The sequence below is a fragment of the Nostoc sp. genome (assembly GCF_036917775.1).
Classification (GTDB): Bacteria; Cyanobacteriota; Cyanobacteriia; order Cyanobacteriales; family Nostocaceae; genus Nostoc.
Map to the genome: position 1 here is coordinate 93,783 of NZ_JBALEQ010000083.1, position 19,930 is coordinate 113,712.

Genomic DNA, 19,930 nt, shown 5'->3' on the forward strand with positions numbered 1-19,930 from the left:
CTTAAAAAATTATTTTAATGCCAGCACCCTGATGATGAAAGTTTAGCTAATTCTACGGACTTTTGATAGATGACGGTGGGCTAGGTGGCGGAGATGGTTTTAAAATAGGAATTAAAGCAGCAATGCCTGAGAGTAAAGCTCCAATAGCAGCGATCGCAGCTATAATATGTGTCCAATTGATTTTTTTCTCCCGATTGAAGTTGGTCTTAGGAACTACAGTAGATTGAGGCTGGGGAGTTTCTCCAGTTAACCCCAAAGAATCTAGCCATTCGCGCATTGACTGCGATCGCTGTTTGGGGTCTAGCTTCATACCTGTTAAAATTGCTCGGTTGGTGCGATCGCTAATCTCAGGATTAAGGTCTTTGGGAGGAACTAAACGAGCATTGTCTATCTTACGTTTGAGCGCACTAACGGGTGTTTTTCCAGTCACAAGTACATACAAGCTTGCTGCCAGAGAATAAATATCGCTATACGCCCCAGTTGGTATACTTTGAGCGTAAAGCTCAGGTGGTGTAAATCCTTCAGAAGTTTCTTTGGTTCGGTTTGTGGTTAAGATATGGTCAAAGTCGAGAGCTAAACCAAAATCGATCAGCACCGCTTCCGGTTGTCCATTTCGCACCCGCAAAAAAATATTTCCTGGATGTACATCTCGATGAATCAACCGATTTTTATGTACTTCGATCAGCGCTTCTCCAATTTGTTGAATGTAGCGTAAAGCCTCTGATTCAGAAAGTATTTGTTGGCGACGGTCAGCTAAACTGACACCATCCACATATTCCATTACTAAACACCAGTGTTCTCCTTCTTTGAACGGTTCTGCAACCTGCACAATATGTTTGTGTTTACATTGAGTAAGTTTTACCGCTTCTTGCCAAAACATCGTTTCCAGTCGTCCGCGTTCCAACTGGTTCAGGGAATTTAGTAAATCATCATTTAAAGTTTTAATGACTTGGCGATCGCCTTTTTTATTTTTTACTAAATAAGTAATACCAAACCGTCCCCTTCCCAATTCCTTTTCAATACTATATTTGCCACCTTGCAACGGATCACCTGCTACCCAAGCCATCTTTGCAACTCCCAATATATTTGTATTAATCTTCACACAAGTAAATCTTGACAAGCTAAGTTAGTTTTGAGAAAGAGAGTGATGTCTACGATGGGCTATGCCTACGCTTTTTTCTCCCACATCCTAAAATTGCTAAAGTGAATTCTAGAATAGGCTTTCACCCCGCATAACTTTTATGACTACTGTCACCTTAGAACTACCCGAAGAAATATTCTCTGCTCTGCGCCTGTCACCTAATGAGTTTGTCCGTGAATTGCGTTTGGCTGCGGCTATCCACTGGTATGGACGTGGTGAAATTTCCCAAGAGAAAGCAGCTAATATCACCGATTTAGATAGAACAGATTTTCTCCTGGCTCTATCCCGTGAACAAATGGATGCTTTTATTGTTGATTTTGATGACTTACAACGGGAATTAGAACGTGGCTGAACCAACTGTAATTAATGCTTCACCTCTCATATTTTTGTTTAGAAGTAGTTTCCTGGATTTGTTGCAGTTATTGGGTGAAGAAATTTTAGTTCCATCAGCAGTAGCTGTTGAAATTCAGCAAAGAAACGTAGAAGACCCGACTGTTGCAGGACTTTTACAAACAAACTGGTTAACAGTTGTAGAAGCACCTCCAACTCCTGAGATTATCCAATCTTGGGATTTAGGTAAAGGCGAATCATTTGTTTGTTTTGACTTGGGCTTATAGCCACCCCGGTACAGAAGCAATTATGGATGATCTTGCCGCTCGTAGATGTGCAGCAGTACTGGGAATTCCTGTACGAGGAACATTAGGTATAGTTTTGATAGCAAAGCAACGCGGCAAAATAACAATGGCACGACCAGTTATAGAGAATTTACGTTCATCAGGAATGTATCTTTCTGACCGTGTGATCAATCAAGCACTGGCATTAGTTGGCGAGTAGTAAGCGATCACTCCATCTCCTCTTCCACTGCTAAACTAAAAAACAACCCTTACTCCTGCAAAGGTAGCCTTATGACCTCTGCAACCGATCCATCCACCGCGCTGACCCCGTTCCCAGACCATACGCAGCTACCAGAGTCTGATGGTACTTTCGTGAAGAACTTTCAGGAACATCCCCAAAGCATTCTCCTAACGGACTCTATTAAACCGATATTGCAAAAACGCCATCCTGATGGGCAATATTGTATTGGTCAAGATAGCGGTATCTACTGGCGCATCACTGACCCCCTAGAAAAAGGCGCAGAAGCACCAGACTGGTTTTATGTAGGGAATGTACCACCTACTCTGGATGGGCAAACGCGGAGGTCTTATGTATTATGGCGAGAGTTTATTGCCCCTTTGATTGCATTAGAATTTGTCTCTGGGGATGGTAGTGAAGAGCGAGATAAAACTCCTTGGAAGGGGAAATTTTGGATTTATGAGCAGGTGATTCGTCCTCCTTTCTACGGCATTTATGAAGTGAATAAAGCCAGCGTAGAAGTTTATGAATTAATTGGTGGACAATATCAGTTATTAACAGCAAATGAACGCGGACATTATCCCATACATCCTTTAGGAGTTGAGTTAGGAATTTGGCAGGGACAATATTACAATATGGAATTACCTTGGTTGCGTTGGTGGGATTTGCAAGGTAATTTGTTATTGACTGGTGAGGAAAGAGCTGATCGCTTAACTGCTCAATTGCGATCTTTAGGCATCGAACCAGAAGTTTAATCTTTACCTATTTATTCACATCCAACAACCGCGAAGTTTCTAACCGACTCATCCACTTTTCTAAATAAACTCGATTACCTTTTTCCTCATTTGGATCTTTAGTGTCCAAAGGATAAGGCATCAATCCCAAAATTGTTGCTGTCGTCACACAAAACATCGATTTTTGGAAACTCATGCAAATTTGTACCCGCAAATCATCTTCACCCCGAAGACTACGACGATAAATTTCGTGCAAATACTCTGGAAGATAATGACGCATATCCTGCATCAACAAGGTGGGAGGAATACCCGCGCCGCCAATAGGTAAAGGATCGGCATATAATGCGCCATACTGAAATCGCGTTTGATCTGGGGGGATTTGATAACCTTGGGCGTTGTATGAAACTGTACCGTGGAAAGGAGTTCCCCGAAAGAATACTGCTTCTACATAAGGTATTGCTGTATCTGCTAAGAAGGTCAAACCAACGCTTTTAGGAATGATTTCATAGACTTCACCTCGTATTTTGACGGCGTATGTAATTGGGTTTGACGCATTTGCCACTAACCCTGCTTTAATATGTTCTACAACTTCGGAAATCGATTTTATTTTGCCTTGATCGTAGAGGTCTGATAAGCTGAGAAATATATCAGCCATAACTCGCCAAAATTGACCTAAACCTGTGTAGTAAGCAGAGACACGCAATTGTTCTGTTAAAAAATCTGGAAACAGTTGATTAATACCCGAAATTAAGGGATTGTTTTTAAATTTTGCGGCGATAACGGCTTGCGCTCTTTCTTTAAATTCTGTTGTATCTAAATATGTATCTAGTCCACCACCACCATGCCACATCATGGCTTTCATACAATATTCGGCATACTCAAAATTAATTCGATTATGCCACCAGTGGCGGAGTAATTTCTGAAAAGAAACCTCTCCATTAAAGTATTTAAAAAATGGGAAAAATATTAAAAACTGATACTCGGCAATATAATTAAGATTTTTTGAGTAGGCATCTAAAACTACACCATAGCTTTTAAGAATACCAACTACTTCTAATACATTTTCTGGACTATCGGGAAGTAATGCTTCTCCTTTTTGCAGCCGTTCAATATACTCAGTTAAGGGATTGTGAGCCGCTTTCTTTTTAATAGTTACCATTGCTATCTCTCCAAAAAGTATAGGGATTAGTCATTTGTCATTTGTCATTGGGCACGGTTATTCTCCTTGTCCCCTTGTCCCTAATCCCTAATCCCCATTCCCCATTGCTTTCTCCAAGGACACTGCTACTACTACATTTTGGCTATTCACCATTGCTGTAATTGTTGGTTCAGTCCAGCGTGCTAACCAAGCGGGTTGAATGCCGAAAATCACAATCAGCACAGCTAAAATTGCAGCTGGGGCGCGATCGCTCCAATACACACGTGGTAAGTTAGTAACTTGTTCTGACAAGCGGCCAAAAAAGGCACGGTCGAGGAGTATGAGGAAGTAAACCGCAGTTAAGCCTGTGCCAAGCATTGATAGTAGAGTTTGCACTGGAAAAACAGGGAAACTGCCCCGAAAAATGATAAATTCGGAAATAAATCCTACCATTCCAGGTATCCCAGCACTGGCCATCACTCCCAAAACCATTAGGCTACCAATTACGGGCATACCTCGTTCTGGGTTTAGCAATCCTTGAAGAACATCTAAATCTCGGCTGCCGGCTTTTTTATACACAACTCCTACCAGCAAAAACAGCATGGCGGAAATTAAGCCGTGGCTAATCATCTGCATTACAGCACCTAACACGCTTAATGGTGTAGCCGCAGCCGTCGCTAACAGCACATAGCCCATGTGTCCAATAGAACTGTATGCTACCATTTTTTTCATATCTGTTTGAGCGATCGCGCAGGATGCACCATACAGTACACTCACCACTGCCCAAGTCGCTAACCAAGGAGCCACATAAGCCCAAGCTTCTGGTAACAAGTTCATACCAAACCGCAGTAAGCCGTAAGTTCCCAACTTCAACAACACCCCAGCCAACAACACGGAAATTGGTGTGGAAGCTTCAACGTGAGCATCTGGCAACCAAGTATGAAAGGGAACTAAGGGAATTTTAATCCCGAAACCGATCAAAATTCCCACTAGCAGTAAAAGCTGTGTCGCTAAAGGTAAAGTCGTAGTGTTCAACGTTGCTAATGCAAAGCTAGAGGAACCACTCAGCCAAACCATGCCGAGGAAACTTGCTAAAATTAAGATTCCTGAAACGGCGGTATAAATAAGAAATTTTGTCGCCGCATAACCACGCTTTTCCCCACCCCAAATAGCTATCAACAGATATAGCGGAATTAGTTCTAATTCGTAAAACAGGAAAAATAAAAGTAAATCTTGTGCCAGAAATGCTCCAGTTACCCCAGCGCTTAATAATAGTATTAAAGAGTAATAAAATTTCGGGCGCTGTAGGGATTCATCGCTACTGTAGATGGCAATAGAAGTTAGCAGTCCATTCAAAACCAGCAGTGGCAAAGATAAACCATCGATTCCGAGGTTATAGTTTAAGCCTAAGACATCTATCCAGGGGACAGACTCAGCAAACTGTTGAGTGATTTCCCCTGGATGGAACTGAATTGCTAGTACGATTGTCCACAAGAAAGCGATAATGGCAAAGACCAAAGCTACCCCACGGGCAAATTTCCCATTAATACCAGAAGGCGAGAAACCAATTAAAGCTGCACCGATTAACGGCACTAGAATTAAAACACTAAGCATAAGCAGATATGGAATGGGGAATGGGGAATGGGGAATGGGGAAAAACTCTTACCCAATCACAAATGACAAATGACCAATGACCAATGACAATATCTTTAAAAAGGCAATTTATCTAGTAAACCCGATGACCAGCCGATGAAGAAAACCAGGACGCTGACAACTGCGAGGATGGTCAACATATAGCCCTGAGATTGCCCAGAAATGCTGTACTTTAAAGTTTGTCCACCAAAAATTGTCGCAAACCCAACTAAGTTTACTAGACCATCGACTAAATAGCGATCGCTCCAAGCAGAAATTCTAGATAGCAGTGCGACTGCACTTACCACCGTTACGCGATAAACTCGGTCAATATAAAAATCATAACCTAATAAGTCTTGTACAAATCTCCACGCCAAGAATCTGGAGCGTGACCAAGCTTTGTGCAGATAAACTGTAGAACCTATAACTATTCCCAGCACAGTAGAAGCAAACAACGCTAATGCTACATACCAATTAATACTTTGCCAATCTGGTAGTAAGTACCATTGCTGTAGCATCAAAGGCAAAAGTAAAGTCAAGATTGTCAGTGTCACCATCGGGAAGGCCATTTGCCAACCCACCTCTGGCGTGCGTCGGGTCTTTTGTTGCGGTTTCCCCCAGAAGACTAATCTGAATACTCTAGTTAAGTTCAATGCTGTCAAGCCATTGACTAATAATAAAACCCCAATCACCCAAGGGCTAATATTCACAAAACCGTCAGCCCATCCTAGCATTGCCCAGAAGCTTCCCAATGGTAGAAACGTTACCATCCCCGCCGAACCGACAATAAAGGCGGTGGTGGTGGCTGGCATCCGTGACCAAAGTCCGCCCATCTCTGTTAAGTCTTGGCTTTGGGTAGTTAAGATGACTGAACCGGAACTCATAAATAATAATGCTTTAGCGATCGCATGAGTTAGCAGCAACATCAAGGCCACACCCCCTTGCTGTAACCCCACTGCTAAAAACACTAATCCCATGTATGCACTGGTGGAATGAGATAGCGATCGCTTAATGTCAATTTGAGCTATAGATACTAATGTCGCCCCAATTGCCGTTACTGTACCCATGATTACCAAAGCATTCAAGGCAACTGGCGACAGTGCTAACAATGGTTGAAATTTATACAGTAAATAAGCGCCACCAGCAACTACCAGCGAGTTTCGCATTACCGAAGCCGGATTCGGCCCTTCCATCGCCTCATCTAACCACAGGTGCAATGGAAATTGGGCACATTTTCCCGCCGGCCCAGCAATTAACGCCAACCCCAGCAATGTTGATGTGACTGGGCTTAGATTAGCTGTTTGCGCCCACTCATATAAATCCGAAAAGTTCAAACTACCGGCCAAGGTGGAAAGTGTCACCACAGCCATCAGCAGCAACAAGTCTCCTACCCGTTTAGTCCAAAACGCATCTCGCGCCGCCGTCACTACTAGCGGTTGAGCATACCAGAATCCCACTAGCAAGTAAGTCGAAAGTGTCAGAACTTCTAAAAGGGCATAGCTGAGAAACAAAGAATCGCTGATTGCTAGACCACTCAACGCTGCTTCAAAAAATCCTAGCAGCGCAAAAAAACGCGCTAGCGACCAGTCCTTTTCCATGTAACCCAGAGCGTAAACTTGTGCCAGTAAGCTTAAACCTGTAATTAAAACTGTTGCCCCAATACTGACTGGTGAGAGTTCCAAGCTAAAAGATAAGTCTAAATCAGCAGCTTTAAACCACGGCACCAGTAAATTTTCTGGTTCTCTATCCCAGATATTTTTAAATACAAATAGACTATGGACAAAAGCCACAACAGTTGTCAACAAGTTGATGTATGCCGCAGGTCTTGGCCCTGTTCGCTGAATTATTCCTATTCCCCAGGGCAACGTCAAAATTGCGCCTAATAAGCTATATAAAGGCACAAACCAACTTGTTGAAAATAGAAATTGATCCATTTAAATTTACCTTTATGACTCAGCCTTTATTTTAAAAAAATTTTCAGACATTTATTTATTTAAAAAAATAAATTTAGTAAAATATCAACATTTTTTTACTATTATTTAAACTAAATTATCCAAGGTATTTTTACTTTACTTTCCCCTACTAAACTTTGATAAAATATAACTTTACATACGCAAAAGCATTTACTTGCCTTAACCTCACCTCTGTTTTTACATTTGTATTTCTACTTTGAGCAGAGTAATTTATACGATATATTTGAAAAGATTATATACTTTTCATCTAGTCATTGTACATCCAGCAAAAATCGAGGAAAGATAGATACAGCAAAAGATACAGCCGCCGCTCTTCCCTCGCCAGATAGAATTAGCCTTGGTTATGAATATCGTTTTGTAAATGTGATAAAGAAATTATAAAGCATAAGTGGCTGCTCAAGTAATTCAGTAAACTTTAATTGCTCAAAAGCCTAGATAAATATTTGTTAAGTTTTTTAAAACTTTCTTATCATAAACTATTATAGTAATTTATATTGCCAGGAACGCCAAGCTTTCCTATGCTTAATTTGGAAGTGTTTTCTTAGCTATAAGATCAGGCTCTCCCCGTCAAAAAATTCAGACGACAGTACAGATTGCATTAATTTTGTAGGAGTTCTGCGATGCCAATTGCAGTTGGAATGATTGAAACGAAGGGCTTTCCAGCAGTAGTGGAAGCTGCTGATGCGATGGTGAAAGCCGCCCGTGTCACCTTAGTAGGGTATGAAAAAATTGGTAGCGCTCGCGTCACCGTAATAGTTCGGGGAGATGTATCGGAAGTGCAAGCTTCTGTAGCTGCTGGGGTTGAAGCGGCGAAAAGAGTATTTGGTGGTGAAGTGTTATCCACTCATATCATTGCTCGTCCTCACGAGAACCTGGAATACGTCTTGCCGATTCGTTACACAGAAGCTGTGGAACAGTTCCGTACCTAAAAGCTGTTTAAACAAAGTAATTAACGCTCTTTGCTTTTTTGAGCATCACTTTTGTCCAAGTCTAAAAACAATAAAAAAGGGATTAAAACTAATGTCAATTGCAGTGGGAATGGTTGAAACGCTGGGCTTTCCAGCAGTAGTGGAAGCTGCTGATGCGATGGTGAAAGCTGCTCGTGTAACTCTAGTGGGTTATGAAAAAATCGGCAGTGGTCGAGTTACAGTAATTGTCCGGGGTGACGTTTCGGAAGTTCAAGCTTCCGTAGCCGCAGGTGTTGAATCAGTGAAGCGTGTCAACGGTGGACAAGTGCTGTCTACTCACATCATTGCTCGTCCTCACGAAAACTTGGAATACGTCCTACCAATTCGTTATACAGAAGACGTAGAGCAATTCCGGGAAAATGTGAACGCAATTCGTCCTTTCGGTAGAAGACCGTAATTTGTAATGCAAGTCGCCAAAGTTCGCGGCACAGTAGTTAGCACCCAAAAAGATCCAAGTCTCAGAGGTGTGAAACTACTGTTGTTACAATTTGTAGATGAAGACGGAAACATCCTCCCACAATATGAGGTAGCAGCAGATAGTGTGGGAGCGGGTGTCGATGAGTGGGTACTTGTCAGTCGTGGCAGTGTTGCTCGTCAAGTTATTGGCAACGAACAGCGACCACTAGATGCAGTGGTAGTGGCGATCATAGATACAATTTATGTTGAAGATCGCATGATTTACAGCAAAAAAGATCAATATCGATAGTCATTGGTCATTAGTCATTGGTCATTAGTCATTTGTCATTAGAAAAGGACAAATGACAAAGGACAAATGACAAAGGACAAATGACAATATAGGAGGAATCTCGCAATGGCAGTCCGCAGCACGGCAGCACCCCCAACTCCGTGGTCAAGGAATTTAGCTGAACCCGAAATCCATCAAACTGCTTTTGTACACTCATTCGCCAATCTGATTGGGGATGTACGAATAGGTGCAAATGTAATCGTTGCTCCGGGGACTACGATTAGAGCGGATGAAGGTACACCTTTTTATCTTGGTGAAAACACTAATATTCAAGATGGTGTGGTCATTCATGGGTTAGAGCAAGGTCGAGTAATTGGCGATGACCAAGAGAAATACTCGGTATGGGTAGGTAAAAATACTTGCATTACCCACATGGCTCTAATTCACGGGCCAGCTTATGTAGGCGATAATTCCTTCATTGGCTTTCGCTCGACGGTGTTTAATGCCAGGGTAGGTGCAGGTTGCATCGTGATGATGCACGCTTTGATTCAAGACGTAGAAATTCCCGCAGGTAAATATGTACCTTCGGGAGCAGTAATTACTAGCCAGCAGCAAGCTGACCGCTTGCCAGATGTGCAAGAGCAGGATAAGGAATTTGCTCATCATGTGGTTGGGATTAATCAGGCGCTACGAGCTGGTTATCTTTGTGCTGCGGATAGCAAATGTATAGCACCCATTCGGGATGAGAACGCTAAATCTTATACAGGTAAAGGTATTACTGTTTTAGAGTTGGAAAGGAGTAGTGAAGTGGCGAGCAATAGCTTGGGTGCAGAAACAATAGAGCAGGTGCGCTATCTATTGGAACAAGGGTATAAAATTGGTACAGAACACGTAGACCAGAGACGGTTCCGCACGGGTTCTTGGACTAGTTGCCAACCAATTGAACCGAGATCCATCGGTGAAGCGATCGCAGCATTAGAAAGCTGTGTAAGTGACCATAGTGGCGAATATGTCCGCCTTTTTGGTATTGACAAAGATAGACGACGTGTGTTAGAAAGCATCATCCAACGCCCGGATGGTGATTTTAAACCAGCTACCAATTTTAAGGCTCCGACTAGTAGTCATAACAATGGCAGCTACAGTAGTAATGGTAATGGTAACGGCTCTAGCAGTGGCAAAGTCAATGGCGAAACTGTAGAGCAAATCCGCCAGCTTTTGGCAGGTGGTTACAAAATTGGCATGGAACACGTAGACGAGCGCCGTTTCCGTACTGGTTCCTGGACTAGCTGTAAGCCAATTGAAGCAACTTCCATAAATCAAGTAATTTCCGGCTTGGAAGAATGTATAGAAAGCCATCAAGGTGAGTATGTGCGTTTAATCGGTATTGATACCAAAGCCAAACGGCGGGTATTAGAAACGATTATTCAACGTCCAAATGGTCAAGTAGCCTCCTCTGGTAGTCAGAAATCATCATTTACTAGCAGCAGTGGAGGCTCTGGAAGTGCTGCGGCAACAGCTACCAGTAATCGTTTGAGTACTGAAGTAGTAGACCAACTCCGGCAATTATTGGCTGGTGGGTATAAGATTAGCCTTGAACACGTAGACGAACGCCGGTTCCGTACAGGTTCTTGGACTAGTACCGGTCAAATTCAAGCCTCCTCAGAAAGAGAAGCGATCGCAGCTATTGAAGGACACCTTGGTGAATACCAAGGGGAATATGTACGCTTAATTGGTATTGACCCAAAAGCCAAGCGTCGGGTATTAGAAACGATTATCCAACGTCCAAATGGTCAAGTAGCCTCCTCTGGCAGTCAGAAATCATTTACTAACAGTGCGCCTTCTGCAACAGCAACAGCAACAGCTACCAGTACCCGCTTGAGTAGTGAAGTTGTAGACCAACTCCGACAATTATTGGCTGGCGGCTCTAAAATTAGCCTTGAACACGTAGACCAACGGCGGTTCCGTACAGGTTCCTGGACGAGTACCGGTCAAATTCAAGCCTCCTCAGAAAGAGAAGCGATCGCAGCTATTGAAGGACACCTTGGCGAATACCAAGGGGAATATGTGCGCTTAATTGGTATTGACCCCAAAGCCAAGCGTCGGGTATTAGAAACGATTATCCAAAGACCATAAGAGTGCTGAGTTAAAAGTGCTGAGTGCTGAGTTAATACTTAAAGACACCAGTCACAGGAACCGTACACCTAGATTTAGGAACATACTAATTACTCAGCACTCAGCACTCAGCACTCAGAACTACTAAATTCCGGCTTCCGAGGTTAAAATTTTCATGTCTGTGCTGTCACTGCGCCTCAGCAATAACTTTGATTCTTACATTAGTGGTGAGGTGACTATTCATCCAAGCGCAGTACTTGCACCTGGGGTGATCCTTCAAGCTGCTGAAAACAGCAAGATCATCATTGGGGCGGGGGTCTGTATTGGCATGGGAGCCATTCTCCAAGTCCATGAAGGAACCCTAGAGGTAGAAGTAGGGGCAAACCTGGGAGCCGGTTTTTTGATGGTTGGCAAGGGCAAAATTGGAGCAAATGCTTGCATTGGTTCAGCAACAACAGTTTTTAACTATTCAGTTGAACCTGGACAAGTAGTTCCACCTGGATCGATTTTAGGAGACACCAGTCGGCAAATTGCTCAAACAAAGCAGCCGGAACCATCCACGAATAACCCTACGGCTACAAGTGCGCCACCGCCAAAGGAAGAAGAAAATGGCTCAGGGGAAGTTAAGGAAAAGGTAACTTCCTCAACTAACTTCTCAGCTGCGGCTTTTGTGGATTTCAAACAAAATAAGTCGATTTCTTACTTTAAATCTCCCGCCACTCCTGAAAGCCAGCCTCCTACCGTGGAAGAACCAGCCAAGGATGCTGAACCCCCCTTGCAAGAACCCGTCCAAGAGCCTACACAACCTGACTCAGACCCCAATCAGCTAACTACAGAATCCCCTAACGGTTTCGGGACTCAGATTTATGGACAAGGGAGCATAAGCAGACTGTTGACTACATTGTTTCCTCATAGACAATCCTTAAGCAACCCAAACTCTGACGATTAGTCCAAGTAAGTGTTAATTGTAAGTTGTCGGCTTTGTGATTATCTGGGAAAGTTCAAATGGAAACATCTAATCAACGGTCTATGAAAGCCATCGAAGGAACGAGTCATCGAGACACCTTCCAGGATACTGCTTTAGGTTTAGTTTCTACCCGCAGCTTTCCAGCAATAGTTGGGACGGCGGATATGATGCTGAAATCAGCAGGAGTTCACCTAGTTGGGTATGAAAAAATAGGTGGCGGATATTGTACTGCGATCGTCCGGGGTGGCATTGCTGACGTGCGTCTGGCTGTAGAATCGGGTGTGCAAACAGCTGAACAGTTTGGTCAGTTAGTTTCTAGCTTGGTGATTCCTCGGCCTTATCCCAACCTAGATATAGTACTTCCCATCACAACCCGTTTTACTAAATTGATGGAGGAGGGTAATTCTAGCCGTCTGAGTAATCAAGCAATTGGTTTGGTAGAAACGCGAGGATTTCCAGCGATGGTAGGCGCGTGTGATGCGATGCTCAAAGCTGCTGATGTTCATTTAGCAGCCTACGAAAAAATTGGTGGGGGTTTGTGTACAGCCATTATTCGTGGTTCCGTAGCAAATGTGGCGGTAGCAGTGGAAGCGGGAATGTTTGAGGCAGAACGCATTGGGGAATTAAATGCAGTGATGGTAATTCCCCGACCACTAGACGAAATGGAGCAAACTTTACCATTAGCAAGCTGCTGGATAGAAACACAGCAGCCTTTAAACTTGCCAGTGAACATTAAAGAACAAGTTGCCGAAATAGAAGTGCTAAGATTACCAGATTTAACTAAGCTACCTACAAAAATTGCAGAAGTTGTAGAAGAATTATGGAATGATGAATGATGATAGATGAATTTCGAAAAATCATCATTCATCGGGAAGTGGAAGGGATCTTACGCTTTTCTTGTTGTTTTGATAATAGCTTCTTCAATCTATAAATAAAATACCTTTATTTTAATAGAAATAATAGAGTTTTATCTATAATAAAGCTCATAAATTTCTATTGGTATTGCTATCCCATTTGCAACCGTTCAGTTAATACTAGTTTTATATCGATGAATAACTATATAGAGGAGAACCACCTTTGAAACAAGCGACGCTGCACCAGTTAAAGGTATTCGAGGCTGCGGCACGGCACAGTAGCTTTACGCGGGCTGCTGAGGAATTGTTTCTTACCCAACCTACCGTTTCTATGCAGATTAAGCAACTCACAAAATCGGTAGGGTTGCCATTATTTGAGCAAGTAGGAAAGCGGTTGTATCTCACTGAGGCAGGACGAGAATTATTTGCCACTTGTCGGCAGATTTTTGAAAATATAGCCCAGTATGAGATGAAGGTGGCAGATTTAAAAGGGCTAAAACAGGGACAATTACGCTTGGCAGTGATTACAACAGCAAAATATTTTATCCCACGTTTGTTAGGGCCGTTTTGCGAACTTTATCCAGGGATTGATATCTCTCTGCAAGTAACGAATCACGAACAAATTTTGGAACGGATGAGCCAAAATCTGGACGACTTGTATATTATGAGTCAAGTTCCAGACAATATGGATGTGACTTGTGAGGCATTTTTAGAAAATCCTTTGATCGTCTTTGCACCACTTAATCATCCGTTATCCAAAGAAAAAAATATTCCGATCCAACGCCTGTCTAACGAACCTTTTATTATGCGAGAACCAGGTTCAGGAACTCGTCGCGCCGTGCAAAGTCTATTTGAAGAACAAGGGGTAACAGTAAAAGTCAAGCTGGAATTGGGAAGTAACGAAGCAATTAAACAAGCGATCGCAGGTGGTTTAGGAATTTCCGTTTTATCTCGTCATACTTTACTATTAGACGCTTCAGATTTTAGCATTTTAGATGTCCAACATTTCCCCATTCAGCGAAATTGGTACATGGTTTACCCCGCAGGTAAGCAGCTATCTATCGTCGCTCGTGCCTATTATGACTATCTCCTGGCTGCGGCAAGGAATTTTGTAGATCAAAACACTGATACCCCTTCTAGTACACTTGAACCAACTCACGGGTAATTCATAATTACGAATTACGTTAGCGTAGCGGGGCGTAGCCCATTACGAATTACGAATTACCCAAAGGGGTTGACTCTTAGGCCGGCAACCATTGACAATTAACCAGCAGAATCAATTAAAAATGGGGGAAAACTGGCAATGGTTAACCCGGAAATACCATCTTGGCGCAAAACAGTACAAAGCGAGATTGTAGCTGTTACAGTTTATGCTGACAGAGCATTGGTTACACGGCGGGGTGTAGTTGATTTAACAGGAATTGAACAGGAATTAGTAATTACCTCAGTGCCAGAGACTCTAGAAACTGAGTCTATCAGGGTTAGCGGTACAGGGACAGTGGCAGTGCGTTTGATGGGAGTGAGTAGCGATCGCATTTACACCACTGAACCAGTGGCAGAGCGAGTTGCACATTTAACAAGGCAAATTGAGCAGTTAGAAGCAGAAAAACGCCACCTGCAAGCCCAAGTGGATGCTTTAGCATTGCAATCTAGTTTTATCGCCGGGTTACGTGAAAAAACAGAAGAACCCTTTGCCCAAAGTTTGTCTCGGAAAAATCTTAGCCTGAGCGAAACTTTGGATTTTTTGAACTTTATTGGAAGCCAGTATAGTGAATATGCGATCGCATCTGGAGAGTGCAAAACCCAACAGCAGGAATTAGACAAAGAACTGCAAGTACTCCGCGCCTCATTGCAAAAAATTCAAACACCCCATCCCAAAGAGAGTTTGAGCATAGTTGTAGGAGTTGAAGTTGCAGGTGAAGGCGAATTTGAATTAGAGGTGTCTTACATAGTAAATCGCGCCAGTTGGACTCCACTTTATGACTTGCGCTTTAACACTACCAGCGATATTGTGCATCTGGGATACCTTGCAGAAATCACTCAAAGCAGTGGCGAAGATTGGATTGGTGCAAATCTCACCCTTTCTACCGCTAAACCGGGATTAGGTACACTTCCGCCTAAAATTGAACCCTGGTATATTGATGCGCCACGTCCACAAATGTTACGACAACGACGATTTGCTGCTCAACCACCACTGCTGCCTAGCATAGCAGAACCGCCTGCTCCTGCTGCTAGAGCAGATTGGCAAGAAGAAGATGAAGGTGCAGAGGATGTTCTTATCCAAGCAGAAAGTGTGACAGCAGAAGTATCCAAAGAAGGTAGTGTAGTTACCTTTAAATTGAATGGTGGCGGTAACATTCCCAGTGATGGCGCACCCCATAAAACGACAATTTTCAATGATGATTATCCTTGTAACTTTGATTATGTAGCAATGCCGCGTTTGGTAAGTTTTGCTTATCTGCAAGCAAATGTGAAAAATAATCCCAATGGTGCGACTTTGTTACCAGGTAAAGCGAATATTTTCCGCAACAATGTTTTTATCGGGACAACTCAGTTACAAAATATTGCGCCAGGACAAGAATTTAAACTGAATTTGGGGATTGATGAAGGTTTGAAAATTGAGCGCGAATTAGTTGAACGTCTAGTAGACAAGAGACTAATTAGTAACCAGCGCCGGATTACTTATAGTTATCGGTTGATAATTACTAACTTACTTGACAAAGAAGTAAATCTGAAAGTAACTGAACAATTGCCAGTTAGCCGCAACGAGCAAATTAAAGTGCGTCTCAGCCGCAGTAATCCACAAATTCAATTGGGTGAAATGGGCATTTTAGAATGGCAGTTAACTCTTCCACCACAGGAAAAAAGAGAGATATATTACCAGTTCAATGTTGAACATCCGCCTGACTTAATGGTAGTCGGATTAGATATTTAGTGCTAGGGTGCTGCACGTCTGCGCTTCTCACTGCTACGCTAAACTTATAGCACTAAGACACTTGCTGCCATGTCTGTAGCCCAAGATTTAGAATCCCCAGAAGATGGTATATTTCCCCCAGGGGATTTATACAGTGACGAACCGCCTTTGGAAACTGACTTGCATCGGCTACAAATGACACTGCTCATCCAATGCTTAGAGTGGCTGTGGCAAAATCGCAATGACTTTTATGTATCGGGTAATCTCACTATTTACTACAGTCCACGCCAGCGCAAATCAGAAAACTTCCGGGGGCCAGATTTTTTTGTGGTACTGGAGACTGAACGCAAACCCCGCAAAAGTTGGGTTGTCTGGGAAGAAGATGGCAAATATCCTAATCTAATTATAGAAATTCTCTCAGATAGCACAGGCGATACTGACAAGGGGCTAAAAAAACAAATTTACCAAGATATTTTTCGCACACCAGATTATTTCTGGTTTGACCCAGAAACGTTAGAATTTGCAGGGTTTCATTTACTTGATGGTAAATATCAACCGTTAGAACCAAATCCCCAAGGCTGGTTGTGGAGTCAACAGCTAGGTTTGTATTTAGGGGTTTATCAAGAAAAGCTACGCTTTTTCACGCCTGAAGGAAAACTGGTTCCCACACCCGAAGAAGTCGCGCAACAAGCTGAACAAGAAAAGCAACGCGGCGATCGCTTGGCAGCAAAACTGCGAGAATTAAATATAGATCCAGATACTATTTAAGTTCCTCGCTGTCTTGCTTATGCCTATTAACACAAATACTATGGATCTTCAGGAAAAACCCATTTTGGCGGTTCCGTCATTTTTTTCCGCAAACGTTCTTGTGCCAATTCCAACATTTTGTCTAGGGGAGTCTCTTCAATAAATTTTGCGGCCGCCTCTCTAAACTCGATGTTGGGGCATTTATCCCCTAAAACACACCCGTTAACACAGGCTACAGCGCAGTTAATCTTTTGCTCCACAGTAAATTCCTCTCTAAAACTTATAAGCCGAGACGCGACTAATCGTGTCTGTACAGGAGTTATAATATTCACCCCTAACTCTTTACTATCAGGCATTAACCTCTAGGTAAATTTTACCTTGCCAGTTGCTATCCTATTAGTCTAAATACTTACCATTTAGAAAGTTATCAGTTATGAGTTATGATTTTGACTCCTAATTTCTCACTCTTATGAAGGGCGCTCATGTCAGAAGTTTTTGCTACCACTGGAACCATCGTTGCGATCGCAACTGCTGTTGTCCCCCAACAGGGTAGTGTGGGTATTGTGCGGGTGTCTGGTTCTGAAGCAATGGCTCTAGCCCAAACTCTTTTTCACACACCAGGGCGACAAGTTTGGGAAAGTCACCGGATTCTCTACGGTTATATTCGTCATCCCCAAACCCAACAACTGGTAGATGAAGCTTTATTGCTGATTATGAAAGCACCCCGCTCTTACACCCGTGAAGATGTGGTGGAATTCCATTGCCACGGGGGAATTATGGCAGTGCAGCAGGTATTACAACTGTGTTTAGAAAATGGCGCTAGACTAGCCCAACCCGGAGAATTTACCCTCCGTGCCTTTTTGAATGGGCGATTGGATTTAACTCAAGCCGAAGGTATTGCTGATTTAGTAGGAGCTAAATCACCTCAAGCTGCCCAAACTGCCTTAGCTGGTTTACAGGGAAAATTAGCTCATCCGATCCGGCAGTTACGCGCTAACTGTTTAGATATTTTGGCAGAAATCGAAGCACGAATCGATTTTGAGGAAGACTTACCGCCGTTGGATGATAAAGCAATAATATCAGAAATCGAGAAAATTGCCGCCGAAATAACGAGGTTATTGGCAACCAAAGACAAAGGTGAGTTGCTACGCACAGGTTTAAAAGTGGCAATTGTGGGGCGGCCAAACGTGGGTAAGTCGAGCTTATTGAACGCCTGGAGCCGGAGCGATCGCGCGATCGTCACAGACTTACCCGGTACAACCCGCGATGTGGTTGAATCCCAGCTAGTTGTTGGGGGAATACCTGTACAAGTGCTAGATACAGCCGGGATTCGGGAAACAACAGATCAAGTGGAAAAAATTGGTGTAGAGCGATCGCGCCGTGCTGCAAATGCAGCTGATTTAGTCTTGCTTACCATCGATGCTTCAGTCGGTTGGACAGAAGGCGATCGAGAAATTTACGAACAAGTACAACACCGTCCATTAATTTTAGTCATTAACAAAATCGATTTATTAGAAGAAGACGAAAGAAAAACTCTTCAATCTCAAATACCAAATTCAAAATCTAAAATTTTCACAGCAGCAGCACAAAATCAAGGTATTGATGCTTTAGAAGTAGCAATTTTAGAGCTAGTCAAAGCAGAAAAAGTCCAAGCTGCTGACATGGATTTAGCCATTAATCAAAGGCAAGCAGCAGCTTTAACTCAAGCTCAAATATCTTTGGAACAAGTACAAACAACAATTGTTCAGCAGCTTCCTCTAGATTTTTGGACAATTGACTTACGCGGTGCAATTCAAGCACTGGGAGAGATTACTGGAGAAGAAGTAACAGAATCAGTTTTGGATAGGATTTTTAGCAAGTTTTGCATTGGTAAATAAACCACAAAGATTCTAATTTTGCTAATCTGTAGAGGTTGCTTGAAGTGAAGTAAAATCAAACATTTATCCTAGTTATTATTAAGTTTCACTATTGTTAATTCCTAAAGTTATATGTCTTTTATCAATGAAATTAATTCTGTCAATACATTGATTGTGGGAGCCAGCCAAGGTATTGGTTTGGGTTTTGTAAAAAAATTGCTAGAAGATGACAGAATAGCCAAAGTTTATGCAACTTCTCGTCAAGCGGAATCAGCCTCCGATTTAATAGCTCTTGCAGGCGAACATTCTGAGCGATTAATTTGTCTGGAGATGGATATTACTGACGAATTGCAGATTGTTGAAGCTCTTCAAAAAATACGTACCCAAGTTGACAAACTGCATTTGGTAGTCAACTGTGTAGGACTGTTGCATGAAGATACTTTGCAACCTGAAAAAAGCTTAAGACAGATAAATTCAGAAAACTTGCTGCGCTACTTTCAGATAAATAGTATTGGTGCTGTCTTGCTAGCTAAACATCTATTGCCTCTGTTGCGTCATGGAGAACGCAGTGTGTTCGCTAGTATTTCTGCTAAATTGGGCAGTATTGGCGATAATCAACTCGGTGGATGGTATGGCTATCGCGCTTCTAAAGCAGCACTCAATATGTTGATGCGAACTGCGGCAATTGAGTATAAAAGAAGTTGTCCTAAAGCATTAATAGTGACATTACATCCTGGTACAACTGATACGCGCCTTTCGCGTCCTTTCCAGAAAAATGTACCTGCGGAAAAATTATTCTCAGTGGAACGCACCGTTACCCAATTATTGGCTGTGATTGAACAGCTTCAAGAAGGCGATAGTGGACATTTTTTCTCATGGGATGGAAGCAGATTGCCTTGGTAACTGCGTTACGCTGGTGCTAGTGAAACTCACATTACTTGTAACCAAAGCCTATGAAGTTTTTTGTGCCAGCAGCCAAGGATGATATCAAAGCAGAGCAGGTGTATAATGCTTTTGCTCGGTCTGTCAAAGCACCAATAACCGAAAAGCGTATTTGGAGGTTACAGTGGCGCGATCGCGAAATTGATATGGAATGCGAGGTAGGTAAACCCTTACCATCATCTTATCAAACAGGGAAAGAGCTAGTTATGGCAATCTTTGAGTGCGAAGACCTTTATAAAATTTGTACTCTTACCCGTGGAGGAGTAAAGGGAGAACCTATTTTGGTTAGCAAAAACTCTCTATCCTCAGCAACATATTTTTCAGATAATGTACATAACTGACTTTGCATTTTAATATGCGATCGCTCTGGTAACGTAGTAGATAAAATCGCCCACCAGATATCTCAAGGGTTGTT

Annotated in this window: 21 protein-coding genes; 16 read left to right on the plus strand and 5 right to left on the minus strand. The window is 42.6% G+C overall.

Annotated features, from left to right (window positions below):
- Positions 1 to 52: 52 nt before the first annotated feature.
- Complete coding sequence (locus tag V7K69_RS15695; protein WP_335036102.1) at positions 53 to 1,066, minus strand: serine/threonine protein kinase; 1,014 nt, start codon at positions 1,064 to 1,066, stop codon at positions 53 to 55.
- Positions 1,067 to 1,241: 175 nt separating this feature from the next.
- Between V7K69_RS15695 and V7K69_RS15700 the strand changes: the two genes are divergently transcribed.
- The 4 genes from V7K69_RS15700 to V7K69_RS15715 all read left to right on the plus strand — a co-directional run bounded on the left by V7K69_RS15700 (position 1,242) and on the right by V7K69_RS15715 (position 2,748).
- Positions 1,242 to 1,493, plus strand: a complete 252-nt coding sequence (locus tag V7K69_RS15700; RefSeq protein WP_335035884.1) for a UPF0175 family protein — start codon at positions 1,242 to 1,244, stop codon at positions 1,491 to 1,493.
- On the plus strand, positions 1,486 to 1,758 hold the full coding sequence (locus V7K69_RS15705) for a hypothetical protein (RefSeq protein WP_335035886.1): 273 nt from the start codon (positions 1,486 to 1,488) through the stop codon (positions 1,756 to 1,758). The genes V7K69_RS15700 and V7K69_RS15705 overlap by 8 nt, the downstream gene beginning before the upstream one ends.
- A gap of 22 nt (positions 1,759 to 1,780) precedes the next feature.
- Complete coding sequence (locus V7K69_RS15710) at positions 1,781 to 1,975, plus strand: DUF3368 domain-containing protein (RefSeq protein WP_335035888.1); 195 nt, start codon at positions 1,781 to 1,783, stop codon at positions 1,973 to 1,975.
- Between the two features lie 71 nt (positions 1,976 to 2,046).
- Positions 2,047 to 2,748 carry a Uma2 family endonuclease gene (locus V7K69_RS15715; RefSeq protein WP_335035890.1) on the plus strand — a complete coding sequence of 234 codons (702 nt, stop codon included), beginning with the start codon at positions 2,047 to 2,049 and terminating at the stop codon, positions 2,746 to 2,748.
- A gap of 7 nt (positions 2,749 to 2,755) precedes the next feature.
- Here V7K69_RS15715 and V7K69_RS15720 read toward each other — a convergent pair whose 3' ends face one another.
- The 3 genes from V7K69_RS15720 to V7K69_RS15730 all read right to left on the minus strand — a co-directional run bounded on the left by V7K69_RS15720 (position 2,756) and on the right by V7K69_RS15730 (position 7,431).
- The gene (locus tag V7K69_RS15720; RefSeq protein WP_335035892.1) at positions 2,756 to 3,886 is read right to left on the minus strand and encodes a CO2 hydration protein; all 1,131 of its coding nucleotides are present in this window, start codon (positions 3,884 to 3,886) and stop codon (positions 2,756 to 2,758) included.
- Positions 3,887 to 3,973: 87 nt separating this feature from the next.
- On the minus strand, positions 3,974 to 5,479 hold the full coding sequence (locus V7K69_RS15725; protein ID WP_335035894.1) for an NADH-quinone oxidoreductase subunit M: 1,506 nt from the start codon (positions 5,477 to 5,479) through the stop codon (positions 3,974 to 3,976).
- Between the two features lie 95 nt (positions 5,480 to 5,574).
- On the minus strand, positions 5,575 to 7,431 hold the full coding sequence (locus V7K69_RS15730; RefSeq protein ID WP_335035896.1) for an NAD(P)H-quinone oxidoreductase subunit F: 1,857 nt from the start codon (positions 7,429 to 7,431) through the stop codon (positions 5,575 to 5,577).
- Positions 7,432 to 8,090: 659 nt separating this feature from the next.
- Between V7K69_RS15730 and V7K69_RS15735 the strand changes: the two genes are divergently transcribed.
- From V7K69_RS15735 to V7K69_RS15775, 9 genes are all read left to right on the plus strand, one after another.
- A complete protein-coding gene (locus V7K69_RS15735; protein WP_012410633.1) occupies positions 8,091 to 8,399 on the plus strand; it encodes a carbon dioxide-concentrating mechanism protein CcmK in 309 nt (102 codons plus the stop codon).
- Between the two features lie 91 nt (positions 8,400 to 8,490).
- The gene (locus tag V7K69_RS15740; RefSeq protein WP_010995041.1) at positions 8,491 to 8,835 is read left to right on the plus strand and encodes a carbon dioxide-concentrating mechanism protein CcmK; all 345 of its coding nucleotides are present in this window, start codon (positions 8,491 to 8,493) and stop codon (positions 8,833 to 8,835) included.
- Between the two features lie 6 nt (positions 8,836 to 8,841).
- Positions 8,842 to 9,144 carry a EutN/CcmL family microcompartment protein gene (locus tag V7K69_RS15745; RefSeq protein WP_012410634.1) on the plus strand — a complete coding sequence of 101 codons (303 nt, stop codon included), beginning with the start codon at positions 8,842 to 8,844 and terminating at the stop codon, positions 9,142 to 9,144.
- Between the two features lie 105 nt (positions 9,145 to 9,249).
- Positions 9,250 to 11,256, plus strand: a complete 2,007-nt coding sequence (locus V7K69_RS15750; protein ID WP_335035898.1) for a ribulose bisphosphate carboxylase small subunit — start codon at positions 9,250 to 9,252, stop codon at positions 11,254 to 11,256.
- A 154-nt stretch (positions 11,257 to 11,410) separates the two neighbouring features.
- The gene (locus tag V7K69_RS15755) at positions 11,411 to 12,184 is read left to right on the plus strand and encodes a transferase (RefSeq protein WP_335035900.1); all 774 of its coding nucleotides are present in this window, start codon (positions 11,411 to 11,413) and stop codon (positions 12,182 to 12,184) included.
- Between the two features lie 56 nt (positions 12,185 to 12,240).
- Positions 12,241 to 13,038: a BMC domain-containing protein gene (locus V7K69_RS15760; RefSeq protein WP_114082839.1), complete on the plus strand. Its 798-nt coding sequence runs from the start codon at positions 12,241 to 12,243 to the stop codon at positions 13,036 to 13,038.
- 241 nt (positions 13,039 to 13,279) lie between these two features.
- Positions 13,280 to 14,221 carry a LysR family transcriptional regulator gene (locus V7K69_RS15765; protein WP_335035902.1) on the plus strand — a complete coding sequence of 314 codons (942 nt, stop codon included), beginning with the start codon at positions 13,280 to 13,282 and terminating at the stop codon, positions 14,219 to 14,221.
- A 138-nt stretch (positions 14,222 to 14,359) separates the two neighbouring features.
- Entirely contained in the window at positions 14,360 to 15,991 is a 1,632-nt protein-coding gene (locus tag V7K69_RS15770; protein WP_335035904.1) for a mucoidy inhibitor MuiA family protein, read from the plus strand.
- A 69-nt stretch (positions 15,992 to 16,060) separates the two neighbouring features.
- The gene (locus tag V7K69_RS15775) at positions 16,061 to 16,738 is read left to right on the plus strand and encodes a Uma2 family endonuclease (protein WP_335035906.1); all 678 of its coding nucleotides are present in this window, start codon (positions 16,061 to 16,063) and stop codon (positions 16,736 to 16,738) included.
- A 38-nt stretch (positions 16,739 to 16,776) separates the two neighbouring features.
- Here the strand turns inward: V7K69_RS15775 and V7K69_RS15780 are convergent, their stop codons facing one another.
- Positions 16,777 to 16,977: a hypothetical protein gene (locus V7K69_RS15780; protein ID WP_012410641.1), complete on the minus strand. Its 201-nt coding sequence runs from the start codon at positions 16,975 to 16,977 to the stop codon at positions 16,777 to 16,779.
- A 222-nt stretch (positions 16,978 to 17,199) separates the two neighbouring features.
- Here V7K69_RS15780 and mnmE point away from each other — a divergent pair, with 222 nt between their 5' ends.
- From mnmE to V7K69_RS15795, 3 genes are all read left to right on the plus strand, one after another.
- Entirely contained in the window at positions 17,200 to 18,594 is a 1,395-nt protein-coding gene (gene mnmE / locus V7K69_RS15785) for a tRNA uridine-5-carboxymethylaminomethyl(34) synthesis GTPase MnmE (protein WP_335035908.1), read from the plus strand.
- A gap of 111 nt (positions 18,595 to 18,705) precedes the next feature.
- On the plus strand, positions 18,706 to 19,476 hold the full coding sequence (locus V7K69_RS15790; RefSeq protein ID WP_335035910.1) for an SDR family NAD(P)-dependent oxidoreductase: 771 nt from the start codon (positions 18,706 to 18,708) through the stop codon (positions 19,474 to 19,476).
- 50 nt (positions 19,477 to 19,526) lie between these two features.
- Positions 19,527 to 19,856 (plus strand): hypothetical protein, encoded by a 330-nt coding sequence (locus V7K69_RS15795; protein ID WP_335035912.1) that lies wholly within the window; start codon positions 19,527 to 19,529, stop codon positions 19,854 to 19,856.
- The last annotated feature ends 74 nt before the right edge of the window (positions 19,857 to 19,930 follow it).

Bases quoted from the DNA above. Each gene is read 5' to 3' on its own strand.
- V7K69_RS15695 (WP_335036102.1), bottom strand. From the start codon at position 1,066: ATGGCTTGGGTAGCAGGTGATCCGTTGCAAGGTGGCAAATATAGTATT.
- V7K69_RS15700 (WP_335035884.1), top strand. From the start codon at position 1,242: ATGACTACTGTCACCTTAGAACTACCCGAAGAAATATTCTCTGCTCTG.
- V7K69_RS15710 (WP_335035888.1), top strand. From the start codon at position 1,781: ATGGATGATCTTGCCGCTCGTAGATGTGCAGCAGTACTGGGAATTCCT.
- V7K69_RS15715 (WP_335035890.1), top strand. From the start codon at position 2,047: ATGACCTCTGCAACCGATCCATCCACCGCGCTGACCCCGTTCCCAGAC.
- V7K69_RS15720 (WP_335035892.1), bottom strand. From the start codon at position 3,886: ATGGTAACTATTAAAAAGAAAGCGGCTCACAATCCCTTAACTGAGTAT.
- V7K69_RS15725 (WP_335035894.1), bottom strand. From the start codon at position 5,479: ATGCTTAGTGTTTTAATTCTAGTGCCGTTAATCGGTGCAGCTTTAATT.
- V7K69_RS15730 (WP_335035896.1), bottom strand. From the start codon at position 7,431: ATGGATCAATTTCTATTTTCAACAAGTTGGTTTGTGCCTTTATATAGC.
- V7K69_RS15735 (WP_012410633.1), top strand. From the start codon at position 8,091: ATGCCAATTGCAGTTGGAATGATTGAAACGAAGGGCTTTCCAGCAGTA.
- V7K69_RS15740 (WP_010995041.1), top strand. From the start codon at position 8,491: ATGTCAATTGCAGTGGGAATGGTTGAAACGCTGGGCTTTCCAGCAGTA.
- V7K69_RS15745 (WP_012410634.1), top strand. From the start codon at position 8,842: ATGCAAGTCGCCAAAGTTCGCGGCACAGTAGTTAGCACCCAAAAAGAT.
- V7K69_RS15750 (WP_335035898.1), top strand. From the start codon at position 9,250: ATGGCAGTCCGCAGCACGGCAGCACCCCCAACTCCGTGGTCAAGGAAT.
- V7K69_RS15755 (WP_335035900.1), top strand. From the start codon at position 11,411: ATGTCTGTGCTGTCACTGCGCCTCAGCAATAACTTTGATTCTTACATT.
- V7K69_RS15760 (WP_114082839.1), top strand. From the start codon at position 12,241: ATGGAAACATCTAATCAACGGTCTATGAAAGCCATCGAAGGAACGAGT.
- V7K69_RS15770 (WP_335035904.1), top strand. From the start codon at position 14,360: ATGGTTAACCCGGAAATACCATCTTGGCGCAAAACAGTACAAAGCGAG.
- V7K69_RS15775 (WP_335035906.1), top strand. From the start codon at position 16,061: ATGTCTGTAGCCCAAGATTTAGAATCCCCAGAAGATGGTATATTTCCC.
- mnmE (WP_335035908.1), top strand. From the start codon at position 17,200: ATGTCAGAAGTTTTTGCTACCACTGGAACCATCGTTGCGATCGCAACT.
- V7K69_RS15790 (WP_335035910.1), top strand. From the start codon at position 18,706: ATGTCTTTTATCAATGAAATTAATTCTGTCAATACATTGATTGTGGGA.
- V7K69_RS15795 (WP_335035912.1), top strand. From the start codon at position 19,527: ATGAAGTTTTTTGTGCCAGCAGCCAAGGATGATATCAAAGCAGAGCAG.